The organism is Streptomyces sp. VTCC 41912, from assembly GCF_045799175.1.
Taxonomy (GTDB): Bacteria; Actinomycetota; Actinomycetes; order Streptomycetales; family Streptomycetaceae; genus Streptomyces; species Streptomyces albulus_C.
Window position 1 is genome coordinate 1 of the sequence record NZ_JBJMAB010000058.1, and the last position, 19126, is coordinate 19126.

Annotated in this window: 18 protein-coding genes and 1 pseudogene; 9 read left to right on the top strand and 10 right to left on the bottom strand. The window is 72.9% G+C overall.

Annotation, left to right across the window (positions count from 1 at the left end):
- Positions 1 to 465, bottom strand: a pseudogene (locus ACJ6WD_RS38820) (two-component sensor histidine kinase); the annotation flags it as partial.
- A 223-nt stretch (positions 466 to 688) separates the two neighbouring features.
- On the opposite strand from ACJ6WD_RS38820, the gene ACJ6WD_RS38825 reads away from it, so the two are divergent.
- From ACJ6WD_RS38825 to ACJ6WD_RS38835, 3 genes are all read left to right on the top strand, one after another.
- On the top strand, positions 689 to 1324 hold the full coding sequence (locus ACJ6WD_RS38825; protein ID WP_407617598.1) for a nucleotidyltransferase domain-containing protein: 636 nt from the start codon (positions 689 to 691) through the stop codon (positions 1322 to 1324).
- Between the two features lie 214 nt (positions 1325 to 1538).
- Positions 1539 to 2897: an alkaline phosphatase gene (locus tag ACJ6WD_RS38830; RefSeq protein ID WP_331249570.1), complete on the top strand. Its 1359-nt coding sequence runs from the start codon at positions 1539 to 1541 to the stop codon at positions 2895 to 2897.
- Positions 2898 to 3040: 143 nt separating this feature from the next.
- On the top strand, positions 3041 to 3733 hold the full coding sequence (locus tag ACJ6WD_RS38835; RefSeq protein WP_407617599.1) for an esterase/lipase family protein: 693 nt from the start codon (positions 3041 to 3043) through the stop codon (positions 3731 to 3733).
- A gap of 23 nt (positions 3734 to 3756) precedes the next feature.
- Here the strand turns inward: ACJ6WD_RS38835 and ACJ6WD_RS38840 are convergent, their stop codons facing one another.
- From ACJ6WD_RS38840 to ACJ6WD_RS38865, 6 genes are all read right to left on the bottom strand, one after another.
- Entirely contained in the window at positions 3757 to 4614 is an 858-nt protein-coding gene (locus tag ACJ6WD_RS38840; RefSeq protein ID WP_233661828.1) for a DUF2127 domain-containing protein, read from the bottom strand.
- A 169-nt stretch (positions 4615 to 4783) separates the two neighbouring features.
- Entirely contained in the window at positions 4784 to 5482 is a 699-nt protein-coding gene (locus ACJ6WD_RS38845) for a hypothetical protein (protein ID WP_407617600.1), read from the bottom strand.
- A gap of 107 nt (positions 5483 to 5589) precedes the next feature.
- Positions 5590 to 6003, bottom strand: coding sequence for a hypothetical protein (locus ACJ6WD_RS38850; protein ID WP_233661826.1), 414 nt, complete (start codon positions 6001 to 6003; stop codon positions 5590 to 5592).
- A gap of 302 nt (positions 6004 to 6305) precedes the next feature.
- Entirely contained in the window at positions 6306 to 8528 is a 2223-nt protein-coding gene (locus ACJ6WD_RS38855; RefSeq protein WP_407617613.1) for a HelD family protein, read from the bottom strand.
- Positions 8529 to 8760: 232 nt separating this feature from the next.
- On the bottom strand, positions 8761 to 10752 hold the full coding sequence (locus ACJ6WD_RS38860) for a GTP-binding protein (protein ID WP_407617601.1): 1992 nt from the start codon (positions 10750 to 10752) through the stop codon (positions 8761 to 8763).
- 220 nt (positions 10753 to 10972) lie between these two features.
- The gene (locus tag ACJ6WD_RS38865; RefSeq protein ID WP_407617602.1) at positions 10973 to 11242 is read right to left on the bottom strand and encodes a GlsB/YeaQ/YmgE family stress response membrane protein; all 270 of its coding nucleotides are present in this window, start codon (positions 11240 to 11242) and stop codon (positions 10973 to 10975) included.
- 202 nt (positions 11243 to 11444) lie between these two features.
- On the opposite strand from ACJ6WD_RS38865, the gene ACJ6WD_RS38870 reads away from it, so the two are divergent.
- From ACJ6WD_RS38870 to ACJ6WD_RS38880, 3 genes are all read left to right on the top strand, one after another.
- The gene (locus ACJ6WD_RS38870; protein WP_016575839.1) at positions 11445 to 11882 is read left to right on the top strand and encodes a MarR family winged helix-turn-helix transcriptional regulator; all 438 of its coding nucleotides are present in this window, start codon (positions 11445 to 11447) and stop codon (positions 11880 to 11882) included.
- A gap of 292 nt (positions 11883 to 12174) precedes the next feature.
- Positions 12175 to 12894, top strand: coding sequence for a VC0807 family protein (locus ACJ6WD_RS38875; protein ID WP_376444481.1), 720 nt, complete (start codon positions 12175 to 12177; stop codon positions 12892 to 12894).
- Positions 12895 to 13025: 131 nt separating this feature from the next.
- Positions 13026 to 13370, top strand: coding sequence for a hypothetical protein (locus tag ACJ6WD_RS38880; RefSeq protein WP_016578421.1), 345 nt, complete (start codon positions 13026 to 13028; stop codon positions 13368 to 13370).
- A 61-nt stretch (positions 13371 to 13431) separates the two neighbouring features.
- Here the strand turns inward: ACJ6WD_RS38880 and ACJ6WD_RS38885 are convergent, their stop codons facing one another.
- The 3 genes from ACJ6WD_RS38885 to ACJ6WD_RS38895 all read right to left on the bottom strand — a co-directional run bounded on the left by ACJ6WD_RS38885 (position 13432) and on the right by ACJ6WD_RS38895 (position 16170).
- Complete coding sequence (locus ACJ6WD_RS38885) at positions 13432 to 14067, bottom strand: NAD(P)H-dependent oxidoreductase (RefSeq protein ID WP_331249575.1); 636 nt, start codon at positions 14065 to 14067, stop codon at positions 13432 to 13434.
- 161 nt (positions 14068 to 14228) lie between these two features.
- Positions 14229 to 15374 (bottom strand): FAD-dependent oxidoreductase, encoded by a 1146-nt coding sequence (locus ACJ6WD_RS38890; protein ID WP_376444485.1) that lies wholly within the window; start codon positions 15372 to 15374, stop codon positions 14229 to 14231.
- 55 nt (positions 15375 to 15429) lie between these two features.
- Positions 15430 to 16170 carry a TetR/AcrR family transcriptional regulator gene (locus ACJ6WD_RS38895; protein WP_233661821.1) on the bottom strand — a complete coding sequence of 247 codons (741 nt, stop codon included), beginning with the start codon at positions 16168 to 16170 and terminating at the stop codon, positions 15430 to 15432.
- 248 nt (positions 16171 to 16418) lie between these two features.
- Here ACJ6WD_RS38895 and ACJ6WD_RS38900 point away from each other — a divergent pair, with 248 nt between their 5' ends.
- The 3 genes from ACJ6WD_RS38900 (at position 16419) to ACJ6WD_RS38910 (ending at position 19091) form a co-directional block, all read left to right on the top strand.
- Positions 16419 to 17708, top strand: a complete 1290-nt coding sequence (locus tag ACJ6WD_RS38900; RefSeq protein ID WP_376444490.1) for an aminotransferase class I/II-fold pyridoxal phosphate-dependent enzyme — start codon at positions 16419 to 16421, stop codon at positions 17706 to 17708.
- A 140-nt stretch (positions 17709 to 17848) separates the two neighbouring features.
- Complete coding sequence (locus tag ACJ6WD_RS38905) at positions 17849 to 18409, top strand: GNAT family protein (protein WP_331249578.1); 561 nt, start codon at positions 17849 to 17851, stop codon at positions 18407 to 18409.
- A 235-nt stretch (positions 18410 to 18644) separates the two neighbouring features.
- Positions 18645 to 19091 (top strand): hypothetical protein, encoded by a 447-nt coding sequence (locus tag ACJ6WD_RS38910; protein ID WP_407617603.1) that lies wholly within the window; start codon positions 18645 to 18647, stop codon positions 19089 to 19091.
- The last annotated feature ends 35 nt before the right edge of the window (positions 19092 to 19126 follow it).

A 19126-nucleotide genomic window follows, 5' to 3' on the forward strand; every position in this document is an offset into this window, starting at 1 on the left:
GATCCGCCCCAACGGCGACAACACCCGCCCCGCCATCGCATAACCGAACGCGAACGCCACGATCGTCAAACCCAACAGCAGCCCCATCGATCGGTTGAGGAGCTGCCCCAGCGCCAGGGAGCGCTGGTCCTGGATGCAGGTGCTGATCGCCTTGTTGATCTCGTCGACGGTGCCGGACATCGGGAGGATCGGGCAGTTGACGTTGCTGACCCGGAGGTCGGTGCCGAAGATCCGGAAGTCGGGAGTGCCCTCCTTCAGGGTGTCGGCCGCCAGGAAGGCGATGAGCGCGAGCAGCACCACGCCGGCCATCAGGAACATCCCGCCGTACAACAGCGTCAGCCGGATCCGGATGGTCGGCCGCAACCACGGTGCGGCACGACGGCGCGGTGCGGGGGCCGGGCGCCGGGAGGGCTTGGGGGAGACGGACGGGGGCGTCGCCGCGGCGGCGTGCGGAGAGGTCGTCACGGCGGTCAGCCCCGCTGCCCCGGTGAAGCGACTGCGGGGCCGGACAACGGGATGACGAGTGGGCGCACTGCTGGTCCTTTGATTCTTCCTCAGGTGTCCTGAGGCACACGAAAGTTGCCGAGACGCACCCATAGTGCTCAAAGAAGCCGTAAATCGGCAGTAAGGAAGGGACGGGGGACCGGCCGGGGCAGTGCGCCCGACGGCGCCGTGCAGACTGATGGACATGAGACGGCTTCAGGCACCGTTCGGCAACTGGGAACCGGCCTCGCTGAGCGAGGCCGTCGCGCTGTTCGCCGGACGGGACGTCCGGTGGTGGGTGGCGGGCGGCATCGCCGTGGAGTTGGCGGTGGGCCGGGTGCTCCGCCCGCACGGGGACCTCGACGTCCTGGTGCTGCGGCGGGACCAGTTGGCGGTGCAGCGGGCGCTGGCCGGTTGGGAGTGGTGGGCGGCCGATCCGCCGGGCAGTCTGCGCCCCTGGTCGCCGGGCGAGTTCCTGCCGTTCGGCGTGCACGACGTCTGGTGTCGGCCCGGGCCCGACCGTCCGTGGCGCGTCCAGGTCATGCTCGACGAGTCCCAGGGCACGGAGTGGGTGTCCCGGCGCGACGCCCGGGTGCGCAGGCCGGTCGGCGCGTTGGGCGCGACCTCGGTGGCGGGCGTTCCCTTCCTGGTTCCCGAGGTGCAGCTCTACTACAAGGCCAAGTCGCCGCGTCCCAAGGACGAAGTGGACTTCGCGGCGGCGCTGCCGGTGCTCGACGGGGCGCAGCGACAGTGGTTGATCGAGGCCCTCACACGGACCTACGGCCGCCGTGCCGACGGCCGTGCGCGTGTCCATCCGTGGGTCGCGCGCTTGCAGGCGTGAGCGGCCGGCCGGGGCCCCGCCGGCGGGTGCGGAGCCGTTCGTCGGGCTGCCTGCGCCCCGGCGAACGCCCCCGCGTCGACCGTCCCGCGTCGTGCCGTTACGCCCCGGACGCGCCGGTGCTGTCGACGCGTCACTTCCGGTTCACCGGGGACTGGTGGGCTGTGCCGCGTCGGACCAGATGTCCGCCTCCCCGAACGTTTCAAGGAGACGCTCCATGCACAGACCCTCCCGCCGGCACGTCGTGACCGCCACCGCCCTGGTCGCCGCCACCGCGGCCGCCGTGGCCGTGACCACCGCGGCCGGCGCCTCCGACACCAGGCAGCAGGCCCAGCACGCCATCAAGGGCGGCAAGGCGAAGAACGTCATCCTGCTGATCGGTGACGGCATGGGGGACTCCGAGATCACCCTGGCCCGCGACTACGTGGCCGGCGCCAACGGCCGCCTGAACATGGACGGGTTCCCGCTCACCGGTGCCTACACCACGTACGCGGTCCACGCCGACGGCACCCCGGACTACGTGACCGACTCCGCGGCGAGCGGCTCCGGTTGGGCGACGGGCCGCAAGACCGTCAACGGTCGGATCTCCAAGACCCCGGACACCGACAAGGCCATCCCCACCATCCTCGAACTGGCACAGAAGAACGGCTACGCCACCGGCAGCGTCACCACCGCCGAACTCACCGACGCCACCCCGGCGGTGCTCGCCTCGCACGCCACCGACCGCTCCTGCCAGGGGCCGGGCGACATGGCCAAGTGCCCCACCGACACCCTCGCCAAGGGTGGCCCGGGCTCGATCGCCGAGCAGTCCGTCAACCACAAGGTCGACGTCCTCCTCGGCGGCGGCAAGCAGCGCTTCGACCAGAAGGTCACCGACGGCACCTACAAGGGCCTGACCGTCACCGAGCAGGCCCGGAAGCTGGGCTACCAGGTCGTCACCGACAACGCCGGCCTCAAGGGCGTCAAGGCGGGCAAGCCGGTCCTCGGCCTGTTCGCGCCCGGCAACGTGCCGACCGAGTGGACGGGCAAGCCGGCGGCGCGCGGCGGCACCGACCCGCAGCGGTGCGTGACCGGCAACGCCAACCGCCCGGCGGCCACCCCGACCCTGGCGGACTCGGCCACCAAGGCGATCGAGCTCCTGGAGGCCAAGCAGAAGCACGCCAAGCAGGGCTTCTTCCTCCAGATCGAGGGCGCGTCGATCGACAAGCAGGACCACGCCGCCGACCCCTGCGGCCAGATCGGCGAGACGGCCGCCTTCGACCGTGCCGTGAAGGTGGCCCGCGACTACGCGGCCAAGCACCCCGACACGCTTGTGGTCACCACCGCCGACCACGGCCACACCAGCCAGATCGTGCCGCTGGAGGCCACCCCTCCCGGCCTTTCCTCGACCCTCGTCACCAACGAGGGCCAGCAGCTGAAGGTCAACTACTCGACCAACACCCCGGGTCAGTCGCAGGAGCACACCGGCACCCAGGTGCGGATCGCCGCCCAGGGCCCGCAGGCTTACCGGGTCCTCGGCGTCACGAACCAGACGGACCTGTTCACCACCATCCGGTCGGCGCTCGGCCTGAAGTGACGGTACGTCAGTCAGCTGCGGGGGAGGCCGGCCACCGGTCTCCCCCGTACGTTTGGATGCCTCCGCACCGGTCGAGAATCCTTCACGGCGGCCCCGTCCGTGCCGTCCGCACCGCCCGTTCGCCACCGTCGCGGAGGTCCCCCGTGCGTCGCCTCACCGTGCCCGTCCTGTCCGCCCTGTTGTCCGTCGTCGTGGCGAGCGTGCCGGCCGCGGCCGCACCGCAGCGGTCCCCCGCCGCGAACGACCGCCCGGTGATCTTCGTGCACGGTCGCAACGCCGGCCCCGGGGTCTGGGGCGACATGATCAGCCGCTTCACGGCGGCCGGCCGGCCGGCGGACCGGCTCTTCGCCTGGGACTACGACACCACGCAGTCCGCCAACGAGACGCTCGCACCGCGGTTCCAGGCGTACGTCGACGAGGTACTGCGACGCACCGGCGCCGCGCAGGTCGACATCGTCGCGCACAGCCTGGGCAGCCTCACCACCCGCTGGTACGTCAGGTTCGGCGCCGGCGCGACCAGGGTCCACCACTGGGTGTCCCTGGCCGGCCCCAACCACGGCACCCAACTCGCCTGGCTCTGCGCCCTGTACGACCAGGGATGCCGCGACATGACCCCCGGCTCCTACGTCGTGAAACGGCTCAACGACGGCGACGAGACACCCGGAACGGTCCGCTACACCACCGTCCGCTCGCCCTGCGACGAACAGATCGTCCCGGTCACCAGCACGGCGCTCACCGGCGCCGACAACGTCGAGGCGCCCTGCCTGAAGCACAACGAGCTGTTGACCGACGAAACGGTCGCGACCGAGGTCCGCAAGGCGTTGGACACCGACTGACGCCACATCGGAACCGGCGCCGCTCAGTCCGCACTCCGGCCGGGCAGCACCCGCTCCACCGCGTCCCAACTGACGTCCCGGGCGCGTTCGGCGGCCTCCACCCGGCCGCCGCCGCGCACCCCGAACAGCCGCTTGGCGACGAGGAGATAGACCACCACCGCGAGGTTGATGACCAGGGTGAGGACCTTGGTGACGGTCACCCGGGAGGTCAGTTCGTAGACCTCGGGGACCAGCAGGACCGTGGTGGCGACGAAGGTCAGGTACTCCGCCCACCGCTTGGCGAACCACAGCCCGACCGCCTCGACGCCCTCCAACAGCGCGTATGCGGCGATCACCAACCCGATCAGCCACAGTGTCGAGGACCGCACCGCGAACGCCTTCCCCACCTCGCCCAACAGTCCGCGGTCGGAGACCCCGCCGGTCCCGCCGAGGCCGTTCTGCAGCAGGTCCATGAACCGGTAGAACGGTGCCTGGAGACTGGCGCGCTTGTCCACGAAGATCAGGATGCCGGCGGCGAGCGCGCCGAGCACCAGGAAGTGCAGGAGCCGGTCGAGTGCGATCAGCCGCAGCACGTAGCGGTCGCGCAGCGGCTTGCCGCGCAACGGCAGGACGATCTCGTGCCGCTCGGGCGGATGCGGCCGGTCCGGCTGAGCCGGCGGGTCCACCGGGACCCAGGCGTCGCACCGCAGGCAGCGGTGCCACCGCAGGCCGTCGCGGTCCTCGCGGGCCAACAGCGCATCGGCCGGCCGCACCCGCCGCGCCGTCACTCCTTCGAGACGGTGACCGTGCAGGGCGCAGCCCAACAACTCGTAGCGCAACCGCCGCCGATCGCCGCCCGTACCGGGCACCGGGGTCGGCGCCGCGCGCTCCTCCTCCGCCATGCGTTCCTCCGTAGCGACCTGTCGGGGACCTGCGGGCCCGCGCGGCGAGTACCGCGAGGGGCGTCCGGGGCCCAGTCTCGGGCACGGGCGGCGGCGATTCCGGGAATGCCGTGGCGGCGGCGCGTACCCAGGGGCGTGGAGCCGTCGCGCGGCGGCGGGGCGCGGTCGTTCAGGTGCCCCACGCGAGGTGGTACTCGACGGCCCGCCGGGTCGTCGGCGCGAATCCGAGGGAGACGAGGGCCGCCTCGAAGACGTCGTCGCCGGGCGCCACGCACGTCTCGACCGCCCGGATGCCGGCGGACTCCGCCGTGACCTGCCGCACCGCCAACGACACCAGTGCCGCCAGCGCAGTGGCCGTGCCCTCCTCCTGCCGGTCGTGCACCAGCACCGCGCGGTCGCCGACCACCTCCACGTCGCACCAGGCACCGCCCATGCCCACCCGGAAGGACGCCCCTTCCACAGCCGGCAGCGCAGCGCCCCGGGCAGTCGGCGCGGTGGGCATCCCGTCGGTCACCTCGTGCCGCCACCACCGGTGGACCTCGTCGCCGGCGACCGCCCCCAACTCCTCCAGGGCGGCGGCGGCTCCGAGCGGCATCTCGCCGGTGTCCTCGACCCACCGGAGGCTTTGGCCACCGGCCTCCCGCACCACCTGCGCCGCGGCCTCCAGCAACGGCACCCGGGCGTCCACGGCCCCCTCCACGACGCCCACGAACCGGAGAGCGGGGTCGTCCGCCCCCAGGTCCAACAGCATGACCGCGCCGATGCCCGCACCCTCCTCGCGTGCCACCACCACGGCGAAGGTCCGCGCATCGGACCAGTACTCAGGGGCCGCCTCGCGCTCTCGATGAACCCGCACAGAAACCGACATAACGCGATTATTTCACGCCCAAGGGCATGGTGGGGAACGGGTGTTCAGCGAGAGGCGGCGCGCCGCGACGGGCGTGGTGCGCGGGCGGCAGGCGGTCCCGGACGTCCTCAGTGGACGGTGATCGTGAGCGGGCGCGAGGTCGTGCGCGTCCGGGGGTGCTTGTCCTGCGGCGAGCGGCCCTCCAGCAGGACCGCGCGCAAGGACAGGTGGCCGCGGTGGTTGGCGCGGACGGTGGTGTTGAGCGCGCCGCCGGTGTGCCGCGCCGGCTTGGAGCACGCCGCGTTGCGCCAGGGGGCGGTGGCGCTCCACCGCTGCTGCACGCAGACCTTGTTGAAGGAGGAGTTGTCGTCGCTCGCCCTGACCTTGGTGTGGACGGCGCCGCCCAGGCCGACCGAGCGGGGGCCGGCGGTGAAGGAGAGCGAGGACTTCGCCGAGGCCGGTGCGGCGGTGACCCCCAGTGCGGTCACCGCGACGGCGCCGATGAGGGCGGAGTGGACGGTGCGGCGGTGGTGACGGGTCATCCTCTTCTCCTCCGTGGTCTGTCCGGACGGTGGGGCCGTGCGGTCCCGTGTGGCGGGCCGAACGGTCGCCGCATCACGCGACTACCCCGCTGATCACATCACCTTACGTCTGCTTTGCGATGCCGATGACATCTTTTGGGTAATTCTTGAACGAGAGGGTGTGCTGCGTGAAGTTGGCCCGTATATCGACCGTTGTCGCCGCCGACCGCGGCGGCGCCGGCCGATTCGGCACCGCGCGGGCCGTCGCCGCACCACCCGCGTGGCGACGGCCCCGCACACCGCCGGCCGCGGCCTGCGGACGGTCAGTCGGCCAACGCGGTCAACCCGACGGGCAACGCACCGGTGTGCAGCACGCCCAACCGCTGCGTCGCGCGCGTGAGGGCGACGTACAGGTCGCTGCTGCCGAACTCCGCCGGCTCCGCCACCAGCACGGTGTCGAACTCCAACCCCTTGGCCTGACGCGGGTCGAGGAGCACCACCGACCGGGTCAGGTCGGGCGCGGCGCCGAAGGCGGCCCCAGGGAGGGCGGCCGCCAGTGCGGCGCGGCGCCCGCGCGGGGCGATGACCGCGAGCCGGCCCCGGCCGTCGTGCGCCGTCTCGCGCGCCACCGCCTCCGCGACCGCCCGCGGCAGGTCGTCGGTGTGCTCGGCCCACGGGCGGACACCGGTGGAACGGATCGACCTCGGCGGCACGAACGACGGGTCGGCGGCCCGGGGGATCTCCGCCGCCACCGTCATGATCTCGGTCGGCGTGCGGTAGTTGAGGCCGAGCCGGACGTGTTCCCACCGGTCCTCGACGTACGGCGCGAGCGCCGCCTCCCAGGCACCGCAGCCACCCGGCTCCGAGGTCTGCGCGGGATCGCCCACCAGCGTCATCGAGCGCGTCGGGCAGCGGCGCATCAGCAGCCGCCACAGCATCGGGGAGAGCTCCTGCGCCTCGTCGACGATGACGTGGCCGAAGGCCCAGGTGCGGTCGGCCGCGGCGCGTTCGGCGGCGCTGCGGTGGTCGGCCTCCTCCTGGCGCTCGGCCAGTCGGTCCGCGTCGATCAGGTCGTGCGCGGCCAGCACCTCCGACTCCTCGTCGTCCCGGTCCTCGAACTCCTGCGTGCGTGAACCGTAGGACAGGTCCAACACGCCCTGCGCGTAGGCGACGAGTTCCTGGCGTTCGGCCTCGGCGGCGGCCCGGGCGGCCGAGTCGTCCTCGCCGAGCAGTTCGGCCGCCTCGTCCAGCAGCGCGACGTCCGCCGGCGTCCAGGCACCGCCGCTGCGACGGATCGCCGCCGCGTCGGCCTCGGGGAGGTGTACCGGTTCGGTGAGGTAGTCGGCGACGAGCTCCTGCGCAGTGAGCCTGGGCCACAACTCCTCGATGGCGCCGTGCACGTCGTGGCTGGTGGCGATGGCCTTGCCGAGTTGGGCGACGTCGTCCGGACCGAGGAGGTTGGGGCCTCCGTACGGGTCGGCGCCCAGGCGTTCGGTGAGTTGCGCGGTGAGCGCGTCGATCACGTGGAAAGCGAAGTGCGGACGGGCGAGGTTGTGCGGCAGCCTGGTGTCCCGGGCCCGCCGCCGTGCCTCGGCCACGAGCGCGGCGTCCAGGTGCAGTTCACCGTCCTCGTGGGCGATGACGACGACGGGGTCCGGCAGCGTCTGCTGGTCGGACACGAAGCGCGCGAGGGCCTCCGCCATCCTCACGTCGCCCTTGACCGCGGCCGCGCGGGGCGTGTCGGTGCCGGTCGCCGTCACGCCCGGGAACAGCTCGCCGGGCGTCGCCAACAGCACACCGGTCTCGCCGAGCGACGGCAGGACCTGTCCGATGTAGCTGAGGAACGCCGGGTTGGGGCCGACGATCAACACCGCCCGGCGGGCGAGCTGTTCACGGTGCGCGTACAGCAGGTACGCGGCCCGGTGCAGGGCCACGACCGTCTTGCCGGTGCCCGGGCCGCCCTCCACGACGAGCACGCCGTGGTGCGGGGCGCGGATGATGCGGTCCTGGTCGGCCTGGATGGTCTGCACGATGTCGTGCATCCGGCCGGTGCGCGCCGCGTCCAGCGACGCCAGCAGGATGGCGTCCGCGTCCGCCTCTTCGTGGCCGGTGCGTTCGCGGTCGGTGAGGTCCAGGATCTCGTCGTGCAGAGCGGTGACCCGGCGGCCCTCGGTGGTGAGGTGGCGCCGGCGCCGCAGGCCCATCGGGGTGTGCCCGGTGGCGAGGTAGAACGGCCGGGCGACCTCGGCCCGCCAGTCGATGACCAGGGGAGTGCGCTCGGCGTCGTCACGTCGGATGCCGATCCGGCCGATGTGGTGGTCGCGGCCGTCCCGGAACGCCAGTCGGCCGAAGCACAGCCCGTGTTCCCCGGCGTCGAAACCGGCCAGCAGCTCGGCCTGTTCGGCGACCAGCACGTCCCGCTCCAGCCGTGCCTGGAACGTTCCGGAGGTCTGCGGGAGGGCTTGTTCCATGGCCGTCCGAGCCCCGGATCGCAGGGCGTCGAGGCGTTCGTGGAGCAGGTCCACGAATTCCTGCTCCTTACGCAATTCCTCGTTTGACAATTCGACTCCGCTCGAATAGACTGTGCAGTAACAAGTTTATTTGGGTTGCTTTTTCGCGATATGCAAACGTTCAATATACGCGGAGAAATGACCCGGTTGTCAAACCCCGATCGCAGGTAATGCGTCGGGGTTTTTGTATTCCCAGTGGCCGGTGGTGGAGCAGGGACCGTCCGGTGGCCGGCCCCTGCCTCACCCCAACCCGGGGCCGTCCGGCCGGTCAGTCCGCGAGCCCCCGCGCGGCCGCGCGGCTGAGCGGGCGGTCGCCGCTGGGCCGGGACCACCACAGGGCCTCACCCCGGGTCAGGCCCGGCAGCCGGTGTTCGGCGCACCGCACCCGGCTGGCCGGGATCGTGCCCTTGACCAGCCATGACGTCAGCCCGCCCGCGGTCTCCCCGATGTCGGCTCCCAGCGCGGCGAGGCACGAGGCGACCGCCGGCAGCGCGTCGAGCGGGACGTCCACGTCGAAGACGTGACAGGGCTCGTAGACCCGGGTGCCGGCGCGTTCCAGGGCGCGGCCCAGGACGATCGGGGTCAGGCCCCGGAAGTCGCCGGCCGTGCTCACCGGGCTGGCGAAGCCCGAGCGGATGAGCGTGACGGTGCAGTCGGTGACCGCCCAGCCGTGCGGGCCGGAGCGGAGGGCGTCGTGCACGGTGTCCTCGATCGCGGTGTGGAAGGCGTGCGGAAGGGCACCCAGTTCGGTCTCGTACCGGAAGACGACCCCGGCGTCGCGGGGCGCGGGCTCGACGCGCAGTCCGACGGTGGCCACGAAGCCGCTGGGGCTGGCCGCCTGCCGCCCCATCTCCTCACACGCCTCACCGACGCCCGCGGGGCGTTCCCGGCAGACCGTCCGGCTGGGCTCGAAGACCGCCTCGATCCCGAAGTCGTGGGCCAGTGTCGCGGCGAGGATCTCCTTCTGGATCTCGCCGTAGAGGAGCACCGACGTGGCGCCGTCGGGCCCGGGGCAGGCGTGGAGAAGCGGATCCTGCTCGGCGAGGCGTTGCAGCGCCGCGTGCAGGCGGCCCGCCGCGCCGGGCGCCCGGTGCCGCGGGCGGACCAGCGTGCGCAGGGTCGGGGCGGGGAAACGGGGCGGGCGCGGACCGTCGTCCAGGCCGGCGGGGTCGGTGAGCCGATCCCCGACCCGGACCTCCGCCAGGCCGCTGACCTGCCCGATGCCGCCGGCCGTCAACTGCCGGGCGCCGTCCTCGCCGTGGCGCCCGGCGCCGCGGTGCCCGGCGCGTCCGACGACCTGTAGGGCGGTGATCTGGCCGGGGTGTGCCAGGGGCGCGCCGTCCGGGCCGTGCCGGTGCAGGGTCACCCGTTGCCGGGCCGTCAACGTGCCGGAGAACAGGCGCACGTAGGCGGTCTTCTTCCCGGACGCCCCGCGCTCGACGGCGAACACGGTGCCGCGGGGCGGCGTCGCACCGGACGGGCCCGCACCCCCATCGGCGGACGGCGGTCGCAGCAGGCCGGTGAGCCCGTCGACGAGCGCCCCGACGCCCTGACCGCTGCGCGCCGAGCCGAAGAAGACGGGATGCACCCGGCCCTGCCGGGTCTGTTCGGCGAGTGCCGTGCGCAGTTCGGCCGGGTCCGGGAAGGGGCCGTCCACGACGCGGGCGAGCACCGTCTCGTCGACCTCGGCGAGGGTTTCGGCGACACGGGTGCGGAACTCCGCCTCGTCGTCGAGGACGTGGGGGAGCGCCCGGGCCGACGGCGTGCCGAGGTCTTGCACCGCCGTCATGGCGAGCGGGTGCGGGACGAGCTTGTGCCGCACGTCGCGCAGCAGCGCCTCCGCGCGGGCGCCCGAGCGATCGATCTTGTTGACGAAGAGCAGCACCGGGAGCCCCACCTCCCGCAGCGTCCGCATCAGGACGCGGGTGTGGGCCTGGACCCCCTCGACCGCGGAGAGCACCAGTACGGCGCCGTCCAGGACGCCGAGGACGCGCTCCACCTCGGCGACGAAGTCGGAGTGGCCCGGGGTGTCGATCAGGTTGACCTGGGTGCTGCCGGTCGTGAAGGAGGCCACCGCCGAGCGCACGGTGATGCCGCGCTGCCGCTCGATGACGCCGGTGTCGGTCTGGGTGTCACCGGCGTCGACGCTGCCGAGCCGGTCGATGGTGCCGGTGTCGAACAGCAGCCGCTCGGTCAGGCTGGTCTTACCCGCGTCGACGTGCGCGAGGATGCCGATGTTCAGGGTGTGCTGGATCTGCATGGATGCCGTGGTCCTCGAAATTCACCGTCCGGAAAGGGCGCTGGGGGTTTTCGAGGACTCGGCGCATGGGGGGCTCCTGCTCTGCTGACGGTCGGTCGGCGCCCACCTTGCTGGCCCGGGCGCGGCATCCGCAACCGATTTATCCCGTGCAGTGGGGGCCGGAAGACGGATGTCCTCCGGCCCCCACAGGTCGTCGGGCCGCGCCCCGTCGGGCGGGCGGTCAGTGCTGGCGGTTGCGCCCCAAGGTGAAGCGGTAGAGGAGCAGGACGATGACGGAGCCGACGATGGCGGCGATCCACGTGGACAGGTGGAAGAAGCCGTTGATCGAGTGCACTCCGAAGATGACCTTGCCGAGCCAGCCACCCAACAGGCCGCCGACGATGCCGATCAGCATGGTGATCAAGCAGCCGCCGGGGTCCTTGCCAGGCATCAGGGCCTTCGCGATCGCGCCGGCGATCAGCCCGATCAAAGCCCAGGCGATGATTCCCATGTCCGCACCCTCTCCTCAAGACCGGTCAATGCGTAAAGACTGGTTCCCCCTTTCGGGGCCGTCACGCGGGCCTAGTTCAAACGGGTGATGTCTGTGGGTGTGTGCCGCACGGCGATGCGCCCCGCGGGAGGAGAAGCGCCGGTGCGCGGGCGCCGGGCGGCGACGGTTGATCGGTCGAGTTGATCAACCTAGGCTTATCACCATGACTCGCAGCTCGGACGTCGACGACCTGGCCGGTGTGCTCTACGGAAGCATCGGCCTGCTGGCCCGACGGCTCCGGCAGGTCCAGGAACCCGGTGCGCTCTCGTTGCCCGAGCGTGCGGCGCTGGCACGACTGGACCGGGGCGGCCCGGCGACGGCGGCCGAACTCGCCCGGGCCGAGCAGATCACGTCCCAGGCGATGGGAACCACGTTGGGCGTGCTGGAGGCGCGCGGCCTCGTCGGCCGTCGTCGCGACCCGCACGACGGCCGACGCATCATCATGTCGTTGACCGACACCGGCGTCGAGGTGCTGCGGCACAAGCGCGACGCCCGGGCCCAGCAGCTGGCGACGGCCCTGGGCGAGCGCTTCACGGACGCGGAGCTGGCGACGTTGCAGGCGGCGGCCCCGTTGATCGAGCGGCTGGGCGACAGCTTCTGACGCCGGACGCGTCGACGCGGGCGAGCACCGGGGCGCTGCGGACCGGCTGGTCACGGGCCGGGCCGGCGTCCGGCACGCCACGCCCGTCGCGGACCGACGGCGAAACCCGCGGCTCCCCACCCGACAGTTGTCCACCCCATGGTTCTCCACCCGGCGGTGGAGCGGACGGGTGGAGAGTCGTGCCGACCGGTCCGACCCCGGGGCCGATGCCTCTCCACCCATCCGGCTCCTAGCGTCGACGGCAGGTCGACGTCGTACCGGAAGGACCGGTGCCGGACCGCTGGAGGCCGTCGTGGGAACCGAGGGAACCGCACGTGCGCGAGGGGCGCAGCGGTGGCGCGCCGTGGGCGTGCCGCTGGCCGTCAACATCGCGCTGCCGATGGTCCTGTACTACGTGCTGCGCGCGCAGGACGTGGCCCAGTGGCAGGCCCTGTTGCTGAGCGGCGTGGTACCGGCGGCGCACGCCCTGGGCACGGCGCTGGTGCGGCGTCGCATCGAGGTGTTCGACCTCCTCGTGGTCGTGCTGCTGGCGGTGTCGGCGGGCCTTTCGGCGTTCAGCGGCAGCCCGCGGGTGCTGCTGCTGAAGGACGCCGGCATCCCCGCCGTCCTGGGGCTGTGGATCCTTGGCACCCGGTTCGCGGCCCGGCCCTTCGCGTTCCACTTCGCGGCCCGGCTGCGCGGCCCGGCCGGTACCGAGGCAGCCGAGCGTGCCTGGGCTCAACTGCCGGAATTCCGGAGCGCATTGCGCGGGCTGACGCTTCTGTGGGGCGGCGCGCAGCTGCTCGATGCCGCGCTGAGCACGATGGCGGCGCTGGCCCTGCCGGTCGATCTGGTGCCGGTGCTCGGCAAGATCGAGTCCTTCACGATCCTCGGCGTGCTGGTGGCGCTGACCGTCCGCCGCAGCCGGGCCTTCCGCGGCCGTTACGGCATCGGGCTGTTCGGCGCGCCGGCCGTGGCGGGTGCCTCGGGTGCGGCCCCGATCCGCACCGCCGGCGACGCGATGCGGACGTGACGGCCGGCGCGGACGGTCCGACGGGGTAGCGGGGCGGCGGAGCGGGGGAGTTCGGCGCGGGCGGCGTCACGGGTCGGCCGGTCCGTCGTTGGACCGGTCGACAATCCGCTCCCCCCTCCTCTGGAGCCCACATGAACTCCCTTGTACGTGGACGTCGTCGGGAACGCGTCCGTGCGGTCGCGGCCCTGGCGCTCGCCGTCGGCGCGGTGCTGTTGCCGGTGGCCACCGCGGACGCCGCTGACCTCGGCATGATCACCTACACCACGCCGGCCGGTCGGGCCGCCACCCTCAAGCAGCCCGAACCCGGCCGTTGTTACGCCATCGCGGGGGCCGGCACGACCTCCAACCTCTCCCTGGTCGGGAAGACCGCCCACTTCTACGCCCGACCGAACTGCGCCGGACGTCCGGTCGCCGACCTCGGCCCGGGCAAGCACCGGAACCTGCGCTTCGCCTCGTTGCGCGTGGACGCCGACTGAGCCGGACCGGCACCGGGCGACGCCGGCGGGGTCCGCGCCCCGCCGGCTTCCGGGCGCCCGGCTACGGCTGCGCCGGCCCGTTCTCGACGGGCATGCGGGCGAGCGGGGCCGGCTGCTGGAAGAAGTCCTTGGCGCGGACCATGGCGCGGTCGTCGTTCCGCACCTGGCCGGGGCGGGAGCCGTTGCCGAGCAGCACCCCGCCGAAGTGCATCCGCAGGTACGCCGCGGTGTGGTGGAGCGTGGTCACCAGTGCGTCGGCGCGGACCTCGTCCCGGTCGGCCATGACCGTCACTCCCCACAGCGTCCGGCCCGCCATCCGTTGCTCGAAGTCCGAGCCGGGGACCGTCAGCCAGCCCGACCAGTAGTCGAGGTAGCGCTTGGCCTGTGCGGAGAGTGTGTACCAGTAGAGCGGCGAGGCGAGGACCACGTCGGTGGCCCGGAGCGTGGCCTGTCGCAGCTCCTCCTCGTGTTCCCCGGGCGTCCAACCGTCGGACTCGTGGCGGCCGTCCTGGAAGTCGGGCAACGGCAGCCGGGACAGGTCCACCCAGTGCTGTGGTACGTCGGTGGGGAGTTGGGCCGCGGCGGTGCGGGCGAGGATCTCGGTGTTCCCCTCGGAGCGGGAACTGGCGAGGACGAAGAGGAACGAACGGTCCGCACCGGTGGGTGCGGCGTCGGGCGTGGGTCTGTGCGTGGTCATGACTGCTCCGGTCTCGGGTCCCCGGGTGCGGCTGCCGCGGCGGAACAGGCCGATCGCCGCCCGAAGAACGGGGTCGCTGACTTTCTTCGGTTCACCGCCTCCAACTCCCGTGCACCGGTGCCTATTCCACGGCCGCGGCGGAGCGTCCGCACTGTGGACGGTCAGTGCCCCGCCGGCTGGTGGGCGGCGAACTGGTCGAGGAGCCGGGCCAAGGCGTCCTCGCCGAACATCAGCCGCAGGCTGGCGTCCGATGCGGCGGCGGAGGCGGCGCTGCGCGGGAAGAGGGCCTCCTCGTACGCGGTGAGGGCGGCCTCGCGGTCGCCGGGGTGGGCGGCCAGCGCCCGGCCGAGTTCGGCGCCGTCCAACATGGCGAGGTTGGCCCCCTCGCCGGCGAAGGGCGACATCAGGTGTGCGGCGTCGCCCAACAGCGTCACACCAGGGGTGCGGGGCCAGCGGTGGCCGACGGGCAGTGCGTGGATGCGGCGCGGAACCAGCGGGCCGTCGGCGTCGGCGATCAGCCTCCGCAACCCCTCGCCGAACTCCTCGAACCGGGCGAGCACGGTCTTCTTCGCGGTGGCCGGGTCGGTGCGGTCGAGGGTGTCGAGCCAGTCCTCGTCGGTCTTCAGCGCGGTGTAGACGTGTAGGCTGCCGTCGCCCTCGCGGTGCGCGAGGAAGCCCTTCTCGTCGCCCAGGCACATGAAGAAGCCGTCGCCGATCAGGGCGGCACTGTCGGGGTGGCGGGCCTCGGCGTCCCGCAGGTCGCTCTCCACGAACGAGATCCCGGTGTAGGCCGGGACCGCGTCGGACAGCAGCGGGCGCACCCGGGACCAGGCGCCGTCGGCGCCGACGAGCAGGTCGGTGGTGAGCGCGCTGCCGTCGGCGAAGGCGACCTCGTACCGGCCGTCCGCCAGCGCGCGCGTCCCGGTGGCCTTCTTGCCCCACCGGACGGTGCCTTCGGGCAGGGAGCCCAGCAGCAGGTCGCGCAGGTGGCCGCGGTCGACCTCGGGACGGGTGCCGGTGCCGTCGTCCTCCTCGGCCCGCCGGACCGTGCCCCGCGGGTCGAGGATGCGCAGCGCCTCCCCACCGGGGTGGATCAGGCCGCGGAAGTCCTCGTACAGGCCGGCGGCGCGCAGGGCGAGCTGCCCGGAGTCCTGGTGGATGTCGAGCATGCCGCCCTGGGTGCGGGCGGTCGGCGAGTCCTCCAGCTCGAAGACGGTCGCCTCGATGCCGTGCACGTGCAGGACGCGGGCCAGGGTCAGGCCGCCGAGGCCGCCGCCGAGGACGGCGAGGGGGTGGTGGGTGGTCATGGGGTGCGGGCTCCTTGGGGTGGGTGGGTGCGCCGGGGAGGAGTGCCCGGGGCGCTCAGGAGGGGTCGGGCCGATCCGGCCGCGCGGTTGCCGACATTCCGTTGATCAGTACGTGGAAACCCCAGGTCAGGCGGTCTTCGCCGGCGCCGGAGAAGAGGTCGGTGCCGAGGGCGGCGAGCCGCGGGAAGGTCTCCGGGGAGGCGTGGCGCACCGCGGCCGTCAGGGCGTCGTGCTCGTCCTGGGCGTGTGGGGCGGCGTCGCGGGCGGACTGTTCGGCCGCGGTGGCGGTGCCGAACTGCAGGAGGGCGTCCACGCCCCAGGCGGCGCGGTCGTCCGGGACGCCGCCTTCGGCCAGCAGGGCCAGCAGGGCTTCCAGCAACTCCAGGTAGTGCGGTCCCGACGGGCGGGTCACCAGGGCCGAGCGGGCCAGTTCCGGGTGTGCGAACAGCACCGAGGTGTAGGACGACAGGACACGGGCCAGGCGGTCGCGCCAGGCGCCCGTGGAGCGGGCCGGTCGCAGGTCGACCTCGCCCAGCAGCTCGTCCAGGACGGCCGCGTGCAGTGCGGCGGTGTTGGCCACGTACACGTAGAGCGAGGCCGGGCCGGTGTCCAGTTCCTTCGCCAGGCGGCGCATGGTGACCCGCTCCAGGCCCTCGCTCCGCATCAGCGCGACCGCGGTCGCGACGATTCCGGTCCTGCTCAGGGCGGGCTTCGCGGGGCGCTCGCGGCGGCTGCGCGGGGCGGTGGGGTGGCTGGCGGAGGTGGGCTCGGCTGGGGTTCCCGGGGTGGTGGGCATGACACCACAGTAACGAACGCGTTCGTCACGAACAAGTTCGTTCACGTGATCTCGGGCGGTGAGGTGCCGAGCCGGAACGGAGCGACGTGCCTGGCCGGCGGCGGCCTCGGAGGTGCCTGGCGGGGGTCGGAAGGTTGCCAGGCATCGGTCGGGAGGAAATGGGCAGGTGGTCCTCATCCACCACGGTTACCGTTGGCGCTGCCGCGCGCCGGCAGCAGCCGGGTGCAGTACCGCACGAAGGATGAGGAATGGACCTGACCGCACGCACGCCCGCCGAACTGTCCGACCAGCTCACCGCGCTCCGCGCCGAGCACCAGCGGCTCAAGGACCGTGGCCTGCGCCTGGACCTGACCCGCGGCAAGCCCGCCGCCGAACAGTTGGCGCTGTCGTCGGCCCTGTTGGGGCTGCCGGGCCTCGACGACCACACCGCCGCGGACGGCACCGACTGCCGCAACTACGGCGGTCTGCGCGGTCTGCCCGAACTGCGCGCGACCTTCGCCGAACTGCTCCAGGTGCCCGCGGAACAGTTGGTGGCCCTCGGCAACTCCAGCCTGGAGCTGATGTACGAGTGCCTGGTGGACGCCGTGCTGTTCGGCGTGGTGGGCGGCGACGCGCCCTGGCCGCGCGAGGGGCGGACGGCCGTGTTGTGCCCGGTGCCAGGCTACGACCGGCACTTCGCGATCTGCGAGAAGCTCGGCATCGACATGATTCCCGTGCCGATGACGGAGGCTGGCCCGGACATGGACGAGGTGGAACGCCTCGTGGCCGACGAGCGGGTCAAGGGCATCTGGTGCGTGCCCAAGTACAGCAACCCCACGGCCGTCACCTACTCCGCCGAAACGGTGCGCCGCCTGGCCGCCATGGAGACCGCCGCCCCTGATTTCCGCGTCTTCTGGGACAACGCCTACGCGGTGCACCAGGTGGCCGGGGCGGACGAGCCGCTGGCGGACGTGCTGGGTCTGAGCGTCGAACACGGCCACCCCGACCGGGTCTTCGTCTTCGGGTCGACCTCGAAGATCACCGCGGCCGGCAGCGGCGTGGCCTTCTTCGGGTCCTCGCCGGCCAACGTCGCCTGGCTCCTCGGCCACCTCGCCAAGCGGACGATCGGACCCGACAAGGTCAACCAGCTCCGCCACGCCCGCTTCCTGCCCGACGCACCGGCCGTGCACGCCCACATGGCCCGCCACGCCGCCGTGCTGCAACCCAAGTTCGAGCTGGTCGACGCCCTCCTGGAGAAGCGGCTCGGGGACACCGGCGTGGCCTGGTGGACCCGCCCCCGGGGCGGCTACTTCGTGAGCCTGGACGTGCTGGACGGCTGCGCGGCCCGCGTGGTGGAACTGGCCGCCGACGCCGGCGTCGCCCTGACCCCCGCGGGTGCCACCTTCCCCTACGGCAAGGACCCCCGGGACCGCAACATCCGCCTCGCGCCGAGCTACCCCGCCCCCGACGAACTCCGCGACGCGGTCGAAGCCCTGACGCTCTGCGTCGAACTCGCCTCGGTGGAGCGCCTGTTGGCGGCATCCGGCACGCCCGCCTGAGCGCGGCGCGCGCGGCCCGCTCCGCAGCGGCACGGCTCCCGGGACGCCCCCTTGGCCTCGTGTGAGAGGATCCCGGCCCGAGCGGTGCGGAGCGCGCCGCGCGAGCGGCAGCCGGCTCCGGCCGGTCGAGGAGGGTGACGGTGTTCGCGACATCCCTGGGGGCGGACGGCGCGGAGCTGCGGCCGCTGGAGCCTTGGCAGGCCGAGGAGTTCCTGGCCCACATCGACCGTGGCCGGGAGTTCATCGGCCGCCACAATGGGCTGCCGGACGTCATCACCGACCTGGCGTCGAGCCGCGCGTACCTGACGTCGTACGCCGAGAAGACCGCGGCCGACACCGGGCGGATCTACGGCATCCGCTCGGGCGGTCAGCTGGTCGGGGCGATCCTGCTGCGGACGATGGACACCGCGCAGGGCGTGGCCGAGGCCGGCTGCTGGCTGGAGCCGTCGGCGGTCGGCAGGGGGCTGGTGACCCGGGCGGTGCGGGCGGTCGTCGACTGGGCGGTCGAAGAACGGGGGATCCATCGCGTCGAGTGGTGGGTCGCCTCGGCGAACGCGCCCAGCATCGCGGTGGCCCGGCGGCTCGGCATGACGCGGGAGGGCGTGCTGCGCGAGAGCTACGCGTACCGCGGCGAGCGGCACGACATGGAGATCTGGTCGGTGCTCGCGCCGGAGTGGCGGGCGCACCGCCCCTCGTCCTGACGCCGGGCGGCGCCTTGCCGCCGGGACACGTTGCGTGGTCCCCGAGCCACGCTGCGGAGCACCGGCAGGTCGTCGGCCGTCCGGGTGGCGCCGCCGGGTGCGACGGTCGTAGCCTGCTCCGCAGAGAGGCAGCGACCGCCCCGCGGGGACGCGTTCGGGCCGTGACGGCAACCGCACCCTGCGTCGCAGCCGGTGTCCGAGGCGTTCATCCGTGCGAAGTGGCTGAGGAGCGGATATGCGATTTCACAGGGCAACGGCAGCACTCATGGTCTGTGCGGGGGCGGCGCTGGCGACGGCCACCATGCCGGCGTCCGCCTCCGCCGCCACCACACCGCCCACCGGCAACCGCGTGGCGGTCATCGACTGCACCGGCAAAGCACAGCACAGTCCCGGCACCTTCATGCTCGCCTGCGGGGACGGCAACAACGTCCTGACGTCGCTGCGCTGGTCGCAGTGGCACTCCCGGTCCGCGGTGGCGGAGGGCACGGACATGGTCAACGACTGCCGGCCCTACTGTGCGGCCGGCCACTTCCACGGCTATCCGGTGCGGGTGCGCCTGGACACCCCGCAGGCCAGGACCGGTCACGACGGGCAGCGGCACTTCACCCGCGTCACGCTGACGTACCCCGCGGACCGGCCGGCCGACACTGCGCGCGTGGTCACCCTGAACCTGTGGAGCTGACGGCCCCGCCCCGCGTCGGGGTGGGAGCGGCCCCG